This window comes from Micromonospora auratinigra (genome assembly GCF_900089595.1).
In the GTDB taxonomy this organism is placed as follows: domain Bacteria; phylum Actinomycetota; class Actinomycetes; order Mycobacteriales; family Micromonosporaceae; genus Micromonospora; species Micromonospora auratinigra.
The window spans coordinates 4,000,191-4,014,632 of record NZ_LT594323.1; the positions used below are offsets into that span (position 1 = coordinate 4,000,191).

Annotated in this window: 16 protein-coding genes; 8 read left to right on the forward strand and 8 right to left on the reverse strand. The window is 75.0% G+C overall.

Annotation, left to right across the window (positions count from 1 at the left end; translation table 11 throughout):
* The first annotated feature begins 1 nt into the window (after position 1).
* From rsgA to GA0070611_RS17785, 3 genes are all read left to right on the forward strand, one after another.
* The gene (rsgA, locus tag GA0070611_RS17775) at positions 2-940 is read left to right on the forward strand and encodes a ribosome small subunit-dependent GTPase A (RefSeq protein ID WP_091673098.1); all 939 of its coding nucleotides are present in this window, start codon (positions 2-4) and stop codon (positions 938-940) included.
* Between the two features lie 177 nt (positions 941-1,117).
* A complete protein-coding gene (hisN, locus tag GA0070611_RS17780) occupies positions 1,118-1,936 on the forward strand; it encodes a histidinol-phosphatase (RefSeq protein WP_091665662.1) in 819 nt (272 codons plus the stop codon).
* Positions 1,937-1,996: 60 nt separating this feature from the next.
* Positions 1,997-2,866: a hypothetical protein gene (locus GA0070611_RS17785; RefSeq protein ID WP_197676015.1), complete on the forward strand. Its 870-nt coding sequence runs from the start codon at positions 1,997-1,999 to the stop codon at positions 2,864-2,866.
* Positions 2,867-2,896: 30 nt separating this feature from the next.
* Here the strand turns inward: GA0070611_RS17785 and GA0070611_RS17790 are convergent, their stop codons facing one another.
* The gene (locus GA0070611_RS17790) at positions 2,897-4,150 is read right to left on the reverse strand and encodes a glycosyltransferase (RefSeq protein ID WP_091665666.1); all 1,254 of its coding nucleotides are present in this window, start codon (positions 4,148-4,150) and stop codon (positions 2,897-2,899) included.
* Between the two features lie 233 nt (positions 4,151-4,383).
* Here GA0070611_RS17790 and GA0070611_RS17795 point away from each other — a divergent pair, with 233 nt between their 5' ends.
* From GA0070611_RS17795 to GA0070611_RS17805, 3 genes are all read left to right on the forward strand, one after another.
* Positions 4,384-5,385: an SDR family oxidoreductase gene (locus GA0070611_RS17795; RefSeq protein ID WP_091665670.1), complete on the forward strand. Its 1,002-nt coding sequence runs from the start codon at positions 4,384-4,386 to the stop codon at positions 5,383-5,385.
* Between the two features lie 56 nt (positions 5,386-5,441).
* Complete coding sequence (locus tag GA0070611_RS17800; protein ID WP_231921157.1) at positions 5,442-6,167, forward strand: ATP-binding protein; 726 nt, start codon at positions 5,442-5,444, stop codon at positions 6,165-6,167.
* Between the two features lie 81 nt (positions 6,168-6,248).
* Positions 6,249-6,821, forward strand: coding sequence for a DUF5709 domain-containing protein (locus tag GA0070611_RS17805; RefSeq protein ID WP_091665676.1), 573 nt, complete (start codon positions 6,249-6,251; stop codon positions 6,819-6,821).
* Position 6,822: 1 nt separating this feature from the next.
* Here the strand turns inward: GA0070611_RS17805 and GA0070611_RS17810 are convergent, their stop codons facing one another.
* Together GA0070611_RS17810 and macS are read right to left on the reverse strand one after the other, a co-directional pair.
* Positions 6,823-7,470, reverse strand: coding sequence for a response regulator (locus GA0070611_RS17810; RefSeq protein WP_091665679.1), 648 nt, complete (start codon positions 7,468-7,470; stop codon positions 6,823-6,825).
* Positions 7,467-8,591 (reverse strand): MacS family sensor histidine kinase, encoded by a 1,125-nt coding sequence (gene macS / locus GA0070611_RS17815; protein ID WP_091665682.1) that lies wholly within the window; start codon positions 8,589-8,591, stop codon positions 7,467-7,469. Before macS ends, GA0070611_RS17810 begins: the two co-directional genes overlap by 4 nt.
* A 115-nt stretch (positions 8,592-8,706) precedes the next feature.
* Here macS and GA0070611_RS17820 point away from each other — a divergent pair, with 115 nt between their 5' ends.
* Positions 8,707-9,171 carry an ATP-binding protein gene (locus tag GA0070611_RS17820; protein WP_091665684.1) on the forward strand — a complete coding sequence of 155 codons (465 nt, stop codon included), beginning with the start codon at positions 8,707-8,709 and terminating at the stop codon, positions 9,169-9,171.
* 57 nt (positions 9,172-9,228) lie between these two features.
* Here the strand turns inward: GA0070611_RS17820 and GA0070611_RS17825 are convergent, their stop codons facing one another.
* Positions 9,229-10,167: a ribose-phosphate diphosphokinase gene (locus tag GA0070611_RS17825; protein WP_091665686.1), complete on the reverse strand. Its 939-nt coding sequence runs from the start codon at positions 10,165-10,167 to the stop codon at positions 9,229-9,231.
* Between the two features lie 67 nt (positions 10,168-10,234).
* Here GA0070611_RS17825 and glpK point away from each other — a divergent pair, with 67 nt between their 5' ends.
* On the forward strand, positions 10,235-11,722 hold the full coding sequence (glpK, locus tag GA0070611_RS17830) for a glycerol kinase GlpK (protein ID WP_197675733.1): 1,488 nt from the start codon (positions 10,235-10,237) through the stop codon (positions 11,720-11,722).
* A gap of 59 nt (positions 11,723-11,781) precedes the next feature.
* On the opposite strand, the gene GA0070611_RS17835 is transcribed toward glpK, so the two are convergent.
* From GA0070611_RS17835 to GA0070611_RS17850, 4 genes are all read right to left on the reverse strand, one after another.
* On the reverse strand, positions 11,782-12,147 hold the full coding sequence (locus GA0070611_RS17835; RefSeq protein WP_091665688.1) for an ArsR/SmtB family transcription factor: 366 nt from the start codon (positions 12,145-12,147) through the stop codon (positions 11,782-11,784).
* Positions 12,144-12,605 (reverse strand): SRPBCC domain-containing protein, encoded by a 462-nt coding sequence (locus GA0070611_RS17840; RefSeq protein ID WP_091673105.1) that lies wholly within the window; start codon positions 12,603-12,605, stop codon positions 12,144-12,146. The genes GA0070611_RS17835 and GA0070611_RS17840 overlap by 4 nt, the downstream gene beginning before the upstream one ends.
* Positions 12,606-12,757: 152 nt before the next feature.
* Positions 12,758-13,891 carry a hypothetical protein gene (locus GA0070611_RS17845; protein ID WP_091665690.1) on the reverse strand — a complete coding sequence of 378 codons (1,134 nt, stop codon included), beginning with the start codon at positions 13,889-13,891 and terminating at the stop codon, positions 12,758-12,760.
* Positions 13,888-14,385 carry a SigE family RNA polymerase sigma factor gene (locus tag GA0070611_RS17850; protein ID WP_091665693.1) on the reverse strand — a complete coding sequence of 166 codons (498 nt, stop codon included), beginning with the start codon at positions 14,383-14,385 and terminating at the stop codon, positions 13,888-13,890. The genes GA0070611_RS17845 and GA0070611_RS17850 overlap by 4 nt, the downstream gene beginning before the upstream one ends.
* Positions 14,386-14,442: the final 57 nt, after the last annotated feature.

The window sequence follows — 14,442 nt, forward strand, 5'->3', positions numbered from 1 at the left end:
CGTGCTCCCCGACGCCGGGCCGGACGACCCGGTGGTGACCGCGATGCGCGCCCGCGAGCTGGGCCGCAAGTCGGTGGTGGTGGGCGACCGGGTCGGCCTGGTCGGCGACACCTCGGGCGCGGCCGGCGCGCTGGCCCGGATCGTCCGGATCGCCGAGCGCAGCTCCGTGCTGCGGCGCACCGCCGACGACGACGAGAGCACCGCCGAGGGGCGGCTGGAACGGGTCGTGGTGGCCAACGCCGACCAGTTGGTGATCGTGAGCGCGCTGGCCGACCCGCCGCCGCGCACCGGGTTCGTCGACCGCTGCCTGGTCGCCGCGTACGACGCCGACATCGAGCCGCTGCTCTGCCTGACCAAGGCCGACCTGGCCGGCCCGGAGGCGGTCGTCGACTACTACACCGAGCTGGAGCTGCCGTACGTGCTGGTCCGGCCGGACTCGGACCTCGCCGCGCTGCGCGCCCTGCTCACCGGCCGGATCTCGGTCCTGGTGGGCCACTCCGGGGTGGGCAAGTCGACGCTGGTCAACCGGTTGGTCCCGGCGGCGGACCGGGCGGTCGGCACGGTCAGCGCGATCGGCCGGGGCCGGCACACCTCGACCAGCGCGGTGGCGCTGCGGCTGCCCGCGGTGCCCGACGGGGCCACGACCGACCCCGGCTGGATCATCGACACCCCGGGCGTACGCAGCTTCGGGCTTGCGCACGTCTCCGCCGAGAGCCTGCTGCACGGCTTCCCCGACCTGGTGGAGGGGACGGTCGACTGCCCGGCGAACTGCCAGCACACCACCGAGGAGGCGGACTGCGCGCTGGACGCCTGGGTGGCCGCCGGCAAGGCCGACGCGCGCCGGCTGGCCTCGTACCGTCGCCTGCTCGCCTCGCGCAGCGGCGAGGGCGACCCCCGCGAGCCCGAACGCAACCCCGGCGACCCCCTCGCCGGCTCCTGACCGCCACCCGCCACCCGCCACCCGCCACCCAGGTCACTCATTCACGGAAAGAGTGGTCATCGAGCGCGAGATGGCCACTCTTTCCGTGAAAGTGTGGCCAACCGCGGGGGTCCGGAGGGGCGGACGGGCGGGGACCCGCGACCGGGGCCCGGCAGCCGTCCCACTAGCGTCTCGGGCATGACCGGGTACGCCGACGACCTCGCCCTCGCCCACCGGCTCGCCGACGCGGCCGACGCCGTCTCCACGGCCCGGTTCCGGGCCCTCGACCTGCGGGTCGAGTCGAAGCCGGACCTCACCCCGGTCTCCGACGCGGACACCGCGGTGGAGCGGGAGATCCGCGCCCTGCTGGCCACCCACCGCCCCGGGGACGGCCTGCTCGGCGAGGAGTACGGCGAGCAGCCCCCGGCGGCCCCGGGCGGCCGGCGCTGGGTGGTCGACCCGATCGACGGCACGAAGAACTTCGTCCGGGGGGTGCCGGTCTGGGCGACCCTGATCGCCCTGTTCGAGGGCGACCGCCCGGTGCTCGGCCTGGTCTCCGCCCCGGCGCTGGGCCGGCGCTGGTGGGCGGCGCTCGGCGCGGGCGCGTACGCCGGTCCCGACCTGGCCGCCGGCACGCCGATCCGGGTCTCCGGGGTGACCGACCTGGCCGACGCGAGCTTCTGCTACTCGTCGCTGACCGGGTGGGAGCAGGCGGGCCGGCTGGACGCGGTGCTCCAGATCATGCGGGACAGCTGGCGCAGCCGCGCGTACGGCGACTTCTACGGCTACATGCTGCTGGCCGAGGGGGCCCTGGACGTGATGGTGGAGCCGGAGCTGTCACTCTGGGACATCGCCGCCCTGGTGCCGATCGTCACCGAGGCCGGCGGCACCTTCACCGACCTGGCCGGCCGGCCGGCTCCCGCCGGGTCGGGCCCGGACGAGATCAGCGCGATCGCCACCAACGGGCCGCTGCACGGCGACATCCTGGCCCGCCTCGGCCGGCCGGCCGAGCGCTGACCCCCCGGGAACCTCTATCCTCGCCAGGTGGTGTCCTCCGGCTGGTGCTTCCTGGCGGCGATGATCGTCGCGTACGGCTTCGCCAACCTCCTCCAGTCGGTCGCGGCCGCGCGCACCACCGTCCACCACTCCTTCGACCCGGGCCTGCTGATCCGGCTGGCCAGCCACCGGACCTACCTGGTCGGGCTGTTCTGCCAGGTGATCGGCTTCGTGCTGGCCTTCCTGGCCCGCCGGGACCTGCCGCTGTTCCTGGTCCAGGCCAGCGTGGCGGCCGGGCTGGGGGTGACCGCCCTGCTCGGGGTGCTGGTGCTCAAGTGGCGGCTCCCGGCCGCCGAGATCGCCCTGCTGGTGCTCCTCTTCGGCGGCATCACGGCGCTGGTGCTGGCCGCCCAGCCCGCACCCTCCCGGCAGCTCGGCACCGCCGGCCTGATCGGCCTGGTCGGCGCGCTCGTGGTGATCTCGGTCCTCGGGTTCTTCGCGGTCCGGCTACGCGGCGCGCCCGGCTCGGTGGCGCTCGGCTCGCTGGCCGGGATGGCCTTCTCCGCCGCGGCGGTGGCGGCCCGTCCGCTCGCCTCGGCCGACTCGGCGGAGGCGTTCGTCCGGGACCCGCTGCTCTACCTGCTCGTCGTGCACTCGGTGGTCGGGCAGCTCCTGCTCGGCCTGGCGATGCAGCGCGGCTCCACCACGGCGGCGGTGGCGGCGATGGACGCCGCCGGGGCGCTGCCCGCGGCGATCGTCGGCCTGCTGCTGCTCAACGACCGGATCTGGCCCGGGCGGGAGTGGCTGGCCGCCGTCGGCTTCCTGGCCACCCTGGTCTCGGTGGTCGGCCTCACCCGGTACGCCGAGCCGCAGCACCACCACGCGGTGGCCCGGGAGCGGGAGCGTCCCATGATCGGCGCCGGCGCCCCCGCCGCCCGCCCCCGCCGCTGAGCCGTCGGGCCACCTCCGTCGGATGGCCCGTCAGGCCACTTCCAGCGGTCCGGCCTGCTCGGCGGTGACCTCGACAGGCGGCGTGACCACGGCCGGCTCGGCCGGCCGGCGACGACCGATCACCCGCTCGTAGAGCCGCTCCAGCGCCCCGGCGGTCCGTTCCCAGGTGTAGCTGCACCGGACCCGGTCGACCGCGGCGTGCCCGTACGCGAACCGCCCCGCGTTGTCGGCGAGCAGCCGGCGCAGGGTGACCCCGAGGGTGCGTACGTCGCCGGGTGGCACCAGCTTCCCGGTCACCTCGTCGACCACCGCGTCCGCGATGCCGCCCATCGCGTAACCGACCACCGGTACGCCGCAGGCCATCGCCTCCAGCGACACCCGCCCGGCCGAGGAGTAGTGCGGGGTGCAGGCCACCACGTCGGCGGAGCGGTACCAGGTGGCCATCTGGTCGTGCGGCACCGCGCCGACCAGCTTCACCTGCTCGGCCACCCCGGCCCGTTCGGCCAGCTCGCGCAGCCGGCGGGCCTCGGCGTGGTCGGCGAGCTGCTCGGCGGGCGGACCACCGGCGATGACCAGCTCGGCGTCGCCCACCAGGCGCATCGCCCGGATCAGGTCCTCCTGGCCGTGCCCGGGCGTGAGGCCGCCGACGGAGAGGATCCGGGCCCGCTGGTCGCGGGGGGCCGCCTCGCCGTCGGGGTGGAACTGCGCGGTGTCCACGCCGGTCGGCACCAGCGTCACCGAGGTGCGTTGCAGCCCCATCCGGGTCAGCTCGTCGACCTCGTCGTTGCTCTGCGCGACCGCGATGTCCACCGCCCGGGTCAGCGCCCGTTCCAGCGGGATCCGCTCGCCCGGCCCGTGGTAGCCCCGGCCGAGGTGGCGCAGCTGCTCGACGCCGAGGGAGTGGAAGGTCTGCACGACCGGGATGTCGGTCTCGCGGACGGCGTGCGCGGCGGCGAGGCCACCGAGCCAGTAGTGCCCGTGCACCACCTCGGGCGTCCAGTCGCCGGACCAGCGGTCGGCCAGCCAGCCGCCGAACCCGGCGACGTACGGCACCAGCTCGGCGGTGGGCAGCGCGGCGGCCGGGCCGACCGGCACCCGCTCCAGGCGGTAGCCGTCCACCACGGCGGAATCGGGCTGCTCCGGCTCGTCGCGGCGCTCGTAGACGCGGACGTCGTGGCCCCGTCCGGCGAGTTCGGCCGCGACCCGCGCGATGTGCTCGTGGGTGCCCACAGCGGGACCGTCGACGGACGGGCCGGCGTGCGCGCACACAAGGCCGACGCGCATGGTGCACCTCCATGCGTTCTATCGAGCGGTGGGTCCTCCGGTCAGAGGGTCCCATTAACCTGCCCCCGGTGCGCCGAAACCTGGCAGATCGGGAGCGGACCGGCGGCTCGACCGGGGGGCGTACCTCGGCTTTTCGTCGGCTTCATGACACCTGCCCGTTTCCGTCGCCGGCCAACCGTGATCCGGGCTACCGGGGCGGCATGACCACCCCGGACCGGGGGTACCGGCCTGGAATGCCTCTGACTCGCCCCCTCGACGACGCCGCCGTCGTGATCACCGGTGCCTCCAGCGGGATCGGTGCGGCGACCGCGTACGCGCTGGCCCGCCACGGTGCCGGCGTGGTCCTGGCGGCCCGCACCGCGGAGGCGTTGCACCGGGTCGCCGCGCGCTGCCGGGAGCTGGGCGGGCGGGCCCTGGTCGTCCCCACCGACGTGACCGACCCGGAGGCGGTCCGGGCGCTGGCCGCGGCGGCCGTGGCGGAGTTCGGCCGGATCGACGCCTGGATCAACAACGCGGCGGTCGGCACGGTCGGGCTCTTCGACGAGATCCCGGTCGAGGAGTTCCGCCGGGTGGTGGCGGTGAACCTGCTCGGCACCGTGTACGGCACGAAGGCGGCGCTGCCCTGGCTGGACGCGGCCGGCGGCGGGGTGCTGGTCAACAACGCGTCCGTGCTGGCCGAGGTGGCCATGCCCTACCAGTCGGCGTACAACGCGACCAAGCACGGCATCCGGGGCCTGGCCGACACGGTCCGGCAGGAGCTGCGGGTCACCGGGCGCGGCCACATCTCGGTCTGCACGGTGCTGCCGGCCACCATCGACACGCCGTTCTTCCGGCACGCCGCCAACCACAGCGGTCACCAGCTGACCCCGCCACCCCCGGTCTACCCACCGGAACTGGTCGCCGACACGATCGTCCGGCTGCTGCGCCGTCCCCGCCGGGAGGCGTACGCCGGGGGCGCGGCCCGGCTGCTCGGCCTGCAGTGGCGGCTCGCCCCGGCGCTGGCCGAGCGGGTGCTCGGCTGGTACACCGCCCGTACCCAGTTCGGCCCCGGACCGGCGCCGGACGACGCCGGCGCCCTGTTCCGGCCCGCCGCCGAGGCCGACCGGCTCGGCGGCTGGCACGGCCGTCGCCGGCAGCTGGTCCGGCTGACGGCGGCGTTCGGGCTGGCCGCGGCGGGCACCGCGGTGGGCACGGTGGCCGCGATGAGCCGACGGACCCGGGCGGACCGGCCATGAACCCGGTCGGGCGGCCGGATGCGCGACCCCGGTCCGACATGCACAATGGGACGATCATGCCGACGGACGTGCGCTGCCTGGTCGAGACGGACGAATCGTCCGCGATCGTCCGGCTGACCGGCGTGCTCGACCCGACCGGCACGACCGCCGTCCGCGACGCGCTGCTGGCCGGGCTGTGGCGGCGGCCCGGGCCGGTGATCGTCGACCTGACCGGCGTCCGGATCGAGCCGGCCGCCCGTGGCGTCCTCGACGAGGTACGCCGGACGGTGCTGGACTGGCCCGCCACCGCGCTGCTGGTGCTGGACCCGGCCGCGACCGCCGGGGACGACGTGCCGGTGCACCGGTCCCGCGAGGAGGCGTTGGCCGCGCTGGCCGCCACCCCGCTGCCGGCGGTGCTCGACGCCGATCTGCCGCCGGTGGTGGCGGCGGCCCGGGAGGCGCGGGCCCTGGTGAACGAGGGCTGCACCCGGTGGGGTCTGCCGGAGCTGGCCGAGCCGGCGTGCATCGCGGTCACCGAGATGGTCAACAACGTGGTGGCGCACGCCGGGACGCCGATGACGGTCCGGGTGGCCCCCCGCGCCGACGGCCTGCACCTCGCGGTCCGCGACCGGTCGGGCCGGGTGCCCGCGTACGCCGGCCTGGCGCCGCTGGACTCCGCCGGGGGGCGGGGGCTGCTGCTGATCGACACGGTGGCCCGGCGCTGGGGCGCCACCGCGCTGCCGGACGGCAAGGTGGTCTGGTGCCTGCTGCTGGCCGAGGACGAGGCGGCGTTCCGCGGCTGACCGGCCGTTCTGTCCCTGTTCCTCCCGATTGACCCGGCCGGTTGCGGTTAGTGCGCCGAGCCCAGTGGGTAGTTCCCGAGCATGCGCGACGACGAGTACCCCACCCCCGTGTCCGATCCCGAGGCGGAGGGTCTGCCGGACACCGCCGACGACGACTCCACCGCCAACGACGACGTGCTGACCGGGCGCGAGGCGGACGGGCCCGAGCCGGCCCAGCTGCCCGGCGACCGCACCCCGGTGGCCGTCGACCGGTTCGGCACGACGGCCGAGGAGCAGCTCGACGGCGAGTCGCTGGACTACAAGCTGGAGCGCGAGCAGTACGAGCGGCCCGCCGACGACCCGCTCGCCGGCCCGGTCGACCCGGACATCGCCGCCGAGGCCGACAGCGAGGAAGCGGCCGCGCAGGCCCAGCTCGACGCCGACGTGCTCGACCCGGGCCCGACCTCCGACCCGCACTCGCCGGTGTCCCTCTACGACCACGGTCAGCTCGGCGGCGTCGCCGACCACCAGGTGGGCCGGCTGGTCGAACCGGACGAGGGCGCGCACACCGACCTGGAGACCGACAACGTGGCGTACGACGCCGGCTCGGCCGGCGGCGGGGCGACCGCCGAGGAGCTGGCGATCCACGAGACCCGCCCGCCGGCGTCGCACTGACCTAGTCGTCCAGGCCCTGCTCGATGGCGTAGCGGGTCAGCTCGACCCGGTTGTGCAGCTGGAGCTTGCCGAGCGTGTTCTGCACGTGGTTCTGCACCGTCCGGTGCGAGAGCCCCAGCCGCTCGGCGATCTGCCGGTACGACAGGCCCTTGGCCACCAGACGCAGCACCTCGGTCTCCCGATCGGTGAGCCGGGGTGCTTCGTCGTGCGCGGTGACCGGCCCGGCGGCGAGGCGGCGGTACTCCCCCAGCACCAGCCCGGCCAGCCCGGGCGTGAAGACCGGCTCCCCGGCGGCCGTGCGGCGCACCGCGTCCAGGAACTCCGCCGGGCCGGCCGACTTGACCAGGTAGCCGGTGGCCCCCGCCTTCACCGCGTCCAGCACGCTCTGCGGCTCGCCGCTGGCCGAGAGCATCAGCACCCGGACCTCCGGCAGCGCGGCGCGCAGCCCGCGGACCACCTCCACCCCGGAGACGTCCGGCAGTTGCAGGTCCAGCACCACCACGTCGGGCCGGGCCGCCGGGGCGACCCGGACCGCCTGTCGCCCCTCCCCGCTGGTCGCCACCACCTGGTAGCCGGCCTCGGTGAGGTCGCGGGCGACCCCCTCGCGCCACATCGGGTGGTCGTCGACCACCATCACCCGCAGACTCATCGACCGCTCCTCGGCACGCTCAGCTCGATCTCCGTGCCGGCCCCGGGGGTGGAGACGATCCGCACCTCGCCGCCCAGGTCGGCCACCCGGCCCCGGATCGACTGCGCCACCCCGAGCCGGCCCTGCGCCGCGGCCTCCGCCAGCCGACCCTCCGCGATGCCCGGCCCCTCGTCGCGTACCGACACGGTCACCGTCTCCTCCTCGTCCTCGATCAGCACCCAGGCCCGCCCGCCGGCGTGCCGGGCCACGTTGTCCAGGGCCGCCCCCACCGCCGCGGCCAGCTCACCGGCCACCCGGCGGGGCAGCGGCACCGGAGTGGCCGGCGCGGCCACCTCGACCGCCGCCGAGGCGTACCGGTCGATCAGGTCCCGCAGGTCCCGGGCGTCGCCGTCGTCGGCCGGCGGACCCCCGGCCCGGCCGATCAGGGCGCGCAGGGCGACCTCCTGCTCGCCCGCCAGCCGGGCCAGCTCGCCCGCCTCGCCGCCCAGCCGCGCGCCGCGCCGCTGCACCAGGGCCAGCACCTGGAGCACCGAGTCGTGGATGTCCCGGGCCAGCCGTTCCCGCTCCCGGGTGGCCGCCTCCAGCTCCACCGCCCGTTGCAGCCGGGCCTCGGCGGTCACCGCCAGCCGGGCCACGTGCCCGACCACCACCCCGGCGAGCAGCAGCAGGATCGCGCCGGTGAACGCCGACGGTTTGATCGGGTCCCGGGTGGCCAGGTCGGCGCCGCCGAGCACCAGCGCGGCCACCGTGCCGCGCCGCCGGCCGCCGGAGACCGCCCAGGCCAGTACCGGCCCGGCCAGCCAGGCCGAGGTCAGGACCGGCACGCCGGCGGCGAGCGCCGGACGGCCGACCACCCACGGCGTGGCGAGGATGATCGCCAGCACCACGCCGAGGTCGGCCAGGAGCAGCGGCCAGCGCCGCCCCGCCGGGCGGCGGTAGCCGGCCGCCGTCACGCCGCTCCAGGCCAGCATGCCCAGCAGTACGGCGCCGGCGGCCACCGGGTGCGCGTACTCGCCGCCGTCGCGCAGCACGAGCACGCCGACGTACCCGAGCGAGGCGAAGCGGAACACCGCGATGGATCGCCACAGTGGGATCTCGAGGCCACCCGGGGACGACGGCATGCGCGACACCCTGCCACAGCCCGAGCCGGCGGGGGCGGTGGGTGCGGCGCGGGAAACCCTGACGTACGGTGGAAATGCCGCGAAAATCGTCGAGACCAATCGCCGGGACGGGGCCATGACGAACGCAGAACCCCCCGCACCGCGTACGGTTGTGCCCATCGAACCTTCCCTTCTCATCGCCGAGGCCTTCGACCAGGCCCAGGTGACCGAGCTCCGGCACTCGGTCACCTCCTGCGCGCACGCCTCGGGGCTCAGCGGCCAGCGGCTGGACGACTTCGTCCTGGCCGTCAACGAGCTGATCACCAACGCCGTCCGGCACGGCGGCGGCCAGGGTTGGCTGCGGCTCTGGCGCGACAGCGGCGAGCTGGTCTGCGAGGTGGCCGACCACGGCCAGGGGATCAGCGCGCAGCGGCTCAGCGACCGGAACCGGCCCGCCCCCGACACGGCCGGCGGCTGGGGCCTCTGGCTGGCCCGGGAGCTGAGCGACACGATGGCCGTGGAGAGCGGCGAGGCCGGCACCCGGGTACGGATCACCGCCGCGCTGGCCGCCCGCCCGCACGTCACCCGCCACGACGGCTGACCCGACACCGGCGGCCGGCGCGGGCGGCACCGGGCGGTGGCCGGTCCGGCCGGCGGTTCAGCCGAAGAGGGCGCTCACCGACTCGCCGTTGTGGATCCGGCGCATCGCCTCGGCCAGCGCCGGGGCCACCGAGAGCACCTCCAGCTTGGGCACCCGCTTCTCGGCCGGGATCGGCACCGTGTTGGTGCAGACGATCTCCAGTACGCCCTCCTGGTCGCTCAGCCGCTCCAGCGCGCCGCTGGAGAAGAGGCCGTGCGTGCAGGCCAGCCGGATCGAGCGGACCTTCCGCTCGCGCAGGTGGGCGATCAGCTCGATGACCGTGCTGCCCTTGGCGATCTCGTCGTCCAGCACGATCACGTCCCGGTCGGCCACGTCACCGATCACCGTGCTGATCTTGACCCGGTCGTCGCTGAACCGCTGCTTCGCGCCCGCCGCCACCGGGGTGCCGAGCATCCGGGCGAACGCCGCCGCCTCCTTGGCGTTGCCCAGGTCCGGCGAGACCACCACGGTCTCGCTCAGGTCGTACCCCTTGAAGTGGGCGGCCAGCTCGCGCAGCGCGTGCAGGTGGTCCACCGGCACGCTGAAGAAACCGTGCACCTGCGGCGAGTGCAGAGTCATCGCGAGCACCCGGTGCACGCCCGCCGAGGTGAGCAGGTCCGCTACCAGCCGGCCGCCGATCGAGATGCGCGGCGCGTCCTTCTTGTCCGACCGGGCGTACGCGTAGTGCGGCAGCACCACGGTGATCCGGCCGGCCGACGCGCCCCGGGCCGCGTCGATCATGAGCAGCAGCTCGACCAGGTGCTCCTGCACCGGCGGCACCAGCGGCTGGATCAGGAAGACGTCGCGCTCCCGGCAGTTCGCCTGCAACTGCACCTCCAGGCAGTCGTTGGCGAACCGGGACACCCGCACGGGGTGCAGCGGCACGTCGAGGTGGGCGCAGATCTCGGCGGCGAGTTCGGGATGGGCGGTTCCGCTGAACACGGCAATGTCACGCACGTCTGGTGATCGTACGGGGCCACGGCGGGGGGAGGCGCTGGACGCTCCCGGACGGTACGGTGCAGCCGTGACCGGAGAGTTCGTCGCCGCCATCGATCAGGGCACCACCTCGTCGCGGTGCATCGTCTTCGACCGGGCCGGGGAGATCGTCTCCGTCGCCCAGCGCGAACACCGGCAGATCTTCCCGCAGCCCGGCTGGGTGGAGCACGACGCCGAGGAGATCTGGGCGAACGTGCAGCAGGTGGTGCTGGAGGCGCTCGCCGCCGCCGGCACCGGACCGGACGGGTTGGCCGCGGTCGGCATCACCAACCAGCGGGAGACCACCGTGGTCTGGGACCGGGCGACCGGCCGGCCGGTCGCCCCCGCCATCGTCTGGCAGGACACCCGCACCGGCCCGCTGCTGCGTGAGCTGGCCGAGGCGTACGGCGAGGAGCGGCTGCGGGCCCGCACCGGCCTGACCCTGGCCACCTACTTCGCCGGGCCGAAGCTGCGCTGGCTGCTCGACCACGTCGACGGGCTCCGCGAGCGGGCCGAGCGGGGCGAGGTCCTCTTCGGCACCATGGACAGCTGGCTGATCTGGAAGCTGACCGGCCGGCACGTCACCGACGTGACCAACGCCAGCCGCACCATGCTGATGGACCTGGCGACCCTGGACTGGTCCCCGGAGCTGCTCGACGCGCTGCGCGTCCCGGCCGCGATGCTGCCGGAGATCCGCTCCTCGGCCGAGGTCTACGGCACCGCCGACGGGCTGCTCGCCGGGGTGCCGGTGGCCAGCGCGCTCGGCGACCAGCAGGCGGCCCTCTTCGGACAGACCTGTTTCCAGCCGGGTGAGGCCAAGTGCACCTACGGCACCGGCAGCTTCCTGCTGCTGAACACCGGCGCCAGTCCGGTCGTCTCCGGGCACGGCCTGCTCACCACCGTCGCGTACCGGATCGACGGGCAGCCCGCCGTGTACGCGCTGGAGGGCGCCATCGCGGTCACCGGCTCGCTGGTGCAGTGGCTGCGCGACAACCTCGGCCTGATCTCCACCGCCCCGCAGGTCGAGGAGCTGGCCCGCACCGTCGACGACAACGGCGGCTGCTACGTGGTGCCGGCCTTCTCCGGGCTGTTCGCCCCGCACTGGCGCAGCGACGCCCGGGGCGTGATCGCCGGGCTGACCGGCTACATCACCAAGGGGCACCTGGCCCGGGCGGTGCTGGAGGCGTCGGCGTGGCAGACCCGTGAGGTGGTCGACGCGATGAACGCCGACTCGGACGTGGCGCTGCGCCGGCTGCGGGTCGACGGCGGGATGACCGGCAACGGGCTGCTGATGCAGTTCCTCGCCGACGTCCTCGACGTGCCGGTGGTCCGCTCCCACATCACCGAGACCACCTGCCTCGGGGCCGCCTACGCGGCCGGCCTGGCGGTCGGTTTCTGGCCGGATCTGGCCACCCTGCGCGAGCAGTGGCGCTCCGACGCCCAGTGGGAGCCCACCATGGACCCGGCGGTACGGGACCGGGAGCTGCGCCACTGGCGCAAGGCGGTGCAGCGCACCCTCGACTGGGTGGAGGAGTAGGGGCCCCCTTCGGCCGGAGGCCCCCACCCGCCGCGCTCGGTGCCGGTGTCCGAGCCCCGCTACCGCTGCTGTCCGCTGTCGTCGACGCCGGTGTCCCTGCCCCGCTGGATCGTCTCCGCGATCCGCTTGATGCGCCGCAGCCGGGAGTCCCAGGCGGCGCCCACCTCGGCCAACTGGGCGACGGCGCGGGCGAGCTGTTCCTCGTCCACCAGGAACTGCTTCTCCCGCCCGGCGGCGGTGGCCCGTACCAGCCCGGCCCGGTCGAGGACGAGAAGGTGCTTCGCCACCGCCTGGCGGGTCACCGGCAGCCGCTCGCTCAGGCTGGTCGCCGTCCCGCTGCCGGCGCTGAGCAGCAGGTCGAGCATCCGGCGTCGGGTGGGGTCGCCCACCGCCGACCAGAGGTCGTCGTCCACCGGCACGCTCACGCGGCCGCTCCGACCTTCGCCGCGTACGCCGGCAGTTGCGGCAGGAAGTGGTCCCAGCCGTTGACGTGGTCGGCGTACTCGGCGGCGACCTTGGCCTCGTCCCAGCCGCGCTCGCGGAACCCGCTCTCGGTCATCCGCAGCAGGGTGCCGCCACCGGTCGGCTCCAGCTCGAAGACGACCAGGAACGAGTTGCCCGGGGCGGCGACCTCCCCCTCGGCGTGGGTCCACCGGAAGGAGAAGAGCCGCCCCGGCACGGCGTCGACGACCTGGAACTGGACCCAGGTGCCGCCCTGTGCGCAGTCCCCGAAGCAGATCCGTCCCGCGCCACCGGGCACGGCCGGGTACTCCGCTTCGTCCGGCCACCACTCGCGCAGGTGCTCCGGGCTGCTCACCACGTCGAAGACCACCTCGGGTGTCGCATCGATGTGGATCTCGCGTTCGATCGTGCCGTACTCCATCACGTCCACCTTTCGCAACCATCGGTTGCGCATCACGCTACCCGGCCCAGGTGGTCACACGCAACCTTTGGTTGCATCTCGGCGTGGCTCCCGGTCGCGAACGGCCGCGGGGGGCCACAGTCCCGCCCGACCGCACGGCGGCACTCGCGTCTCTAGCGCGGTATGTCGACGTCGGTGCTGACGCCGTAACCGTCGTGCAAGGGCCGCATGATCTGGTTGAGCAGCGTGATGGTGAGCTGCACCCGACGTGCCCCGTCGTCGAGCCCGATCTCGGCGCAGCCGCTGGACCGCAACCGCACCCGGGTCACCTTGCCGTCCGGGCCGGTGACGAGCAGCAGCGCGTCGTACTGCCCCGGGTCCGGCCGGACACAACTGACCCCCCGGTGGGTGACGTTCCCGCCCGGCCGCGCCGCGTTGAGCGCGGCCGCGAGCCCCGTCGCCTCGACACCGGTCAGCCGCACCCCGCCCAGTAGCCGGTCCTCGCCCGGAACGGTGTGCTCCCACTGCGGATACCGGCAGATGCCGATCGAGGTGGGAGCGGCCGAGACGAAGGAACCACGAGCGGCCGGAGCCCGCTCGGTCTCCGACACCGGCCCGAGCGTCGGGCGGCGGGTGGCACAGCCGGCGTGGTCGATCTCGACCAGCCGGAAGCTGTCCAGGATCCGCCTCGTGGTGTCCCGGTCGAGCGTGCGGACGGTCAGCGCCACCTGCCGGGAGTCCACCGCCACGGAACCCGCCCAGCGGCCGTCCGGCAGCCGCCCCTCGGTCCGGACGGCCGGTTCGCCGTCCACGGTCACCGGGCGACCGGGCAGCGCGACCGGGAGTTGGTGGTGTTCGGCACGGGTGCTCAGGAAGGCCACCTCCTTGGTGGCAGCCTCCGGCGTCAGACACGCGAAGCGCGAACCGCCGCCGGCCCGCACCACGCTCGGCTTGTCGGTCATCAGGCAGCCGTAGTCGTTGACCCCCCACGAGTCCGGCACCCGGATCTCCGCGCCCAGCGCGCTCTCCCAGCGCCAGTCGGCGGTCGCCGCCCGGTCCTCGGCCGCCCGGCGCTCGGCGACCTGCGCCGGGCCGGGCGGGTGGTCCCGGGTGAGCACCGGCACCAGCCCGGCGGCGGTGAGCACGGCGGTGGCGGTCGCCCCGAGGGCCACCGTGCGGGCCTGGCGGCGTCGCCGCCGCACCCGGGTCCAGACCGCGTCGACCAGCCCGCGCTGGCTGGCGTCCATCTCGGACCCGTGGCCCTGGAACGCGTCCCGGACCAGATCCTCCACGTCGTAGCGGCTCACGGCAGCGCCTCCCGATCCATCGTGGGCACCACGGCCCGGAGCGTGGCGAGGGCCCGGGCCGCCTGCGAACGCACGGTGCCCGGGGTGCAGCCGAGGATCTCGGCGATCTGCGTGTCCGCCAGGTCCTCGTAGTAGCGCAGGACCAGCACCGCCCGCTGTCGGCGGGGCAGCCGGCCCAGCAGGGCCCAGGCCGCCTCACGTGCCGCGTACGCCCCCGGGCCGTCCGACCCGGCCGGGCCGTCGGCCGGCTCGGCGACCGGCGTCTCGCGCGACGAGCGCCGCCGCCACCAGCGCAGGTTCTCGTTGACCAGCACCTGCTTGAGGTACGCCTCGGGCTGGGCCATCGCGGCCACCCGCGCCCAGCGGACGTACGCCTTGGCCAGCACGGACTGGACGAGATCCTCGGCCTGGTGCCGGTCACCGGTGAGCATCAACGCGAACCGCAGCAGGGTTCCCCCACGGGCGGTCACGAACTCCTCGAACGTCGGCTGCATGGCACCTCCACCCGTCCAAAGTCCACGGGTGGGTCGATCCGCTGCACGCCCCGGCGG

Coding starts and splice junctions, on each gene's coding strand:
- hisN (WP_091665662.1), top strand. CDS start 1,118: ATGACCGGGTACGCCGACGACCTCGCCCTCGCCCACCGGCTCGCCGAC.
- GA0070611_RS17785 (WP_197676015.1), top strand. CDS start 1,997: ATGATCGTCGCGTACGGCTTCGCCAACCTCCTCCAGTCGGTCGCGGCC.
- GA0070611_RS17790 (WP_091665666.1), bottom strand. CDS start 4,150: ATGCGCGTCGGCCTTGTGTGCGCGCACGCCGGCCCGTCCGTCGACGGT.
- GA0070611_RS17795 (WP_091665670.1), top strand. CDS start 4,384: ATGCCTCTGACTCGCCCCCTCGACGACGCCGCCGTCGTGATCACCGGT.
- GA0070611_RS17800 (WP_231921157.1), top strand. CDS start 5,442: ATGCCGACGGACGTGCGCTGCCTGGTCGAGACGGACGAATCGTCCGCG.
- GA0070611_RS17805 (WP_091665676.1), top strand. CDS start 6,249: ATGCGCGACGACGAGTACCCCACCCCCGTGTCCGATCCCGAGGCGGAG.
- GA0070611_RS17810 (WP_091665679.1), bottom strand. CDS start 7,470: ATGAGTCTGCGGGTGATGGTGGTCGACGACCACCCGATGTGGCGCGAG.
- macS (WP_091665682.1), bottom strand. CDS start 8,591: ATGCCGTCGTCCCCGGGTGGCCTCGAGATCCCACTGTGGCGATCCATC.
- GA0070611_RS17820 (WP_091665684.1), top strand. CDS start 8,707: ATGACGAACGCAGAACCCCCCGCACCGCGTACGGTTGTGCCCATCGAA.
- GA0070611_RS17840 (WP_091673105.1), bottom strand. CDS start 12,605: ATGGAGTACGGCACGATCGAACGCGAGATCCACATCGATGCGACACCC.
- GA0070611_RS17850 (WP_091665693.1), bottom strand. CDS start 14,385: ATGCAGCCGACGTTCGAGGAGTTCGTGACCGCCCGTGGGGGAACCCTG.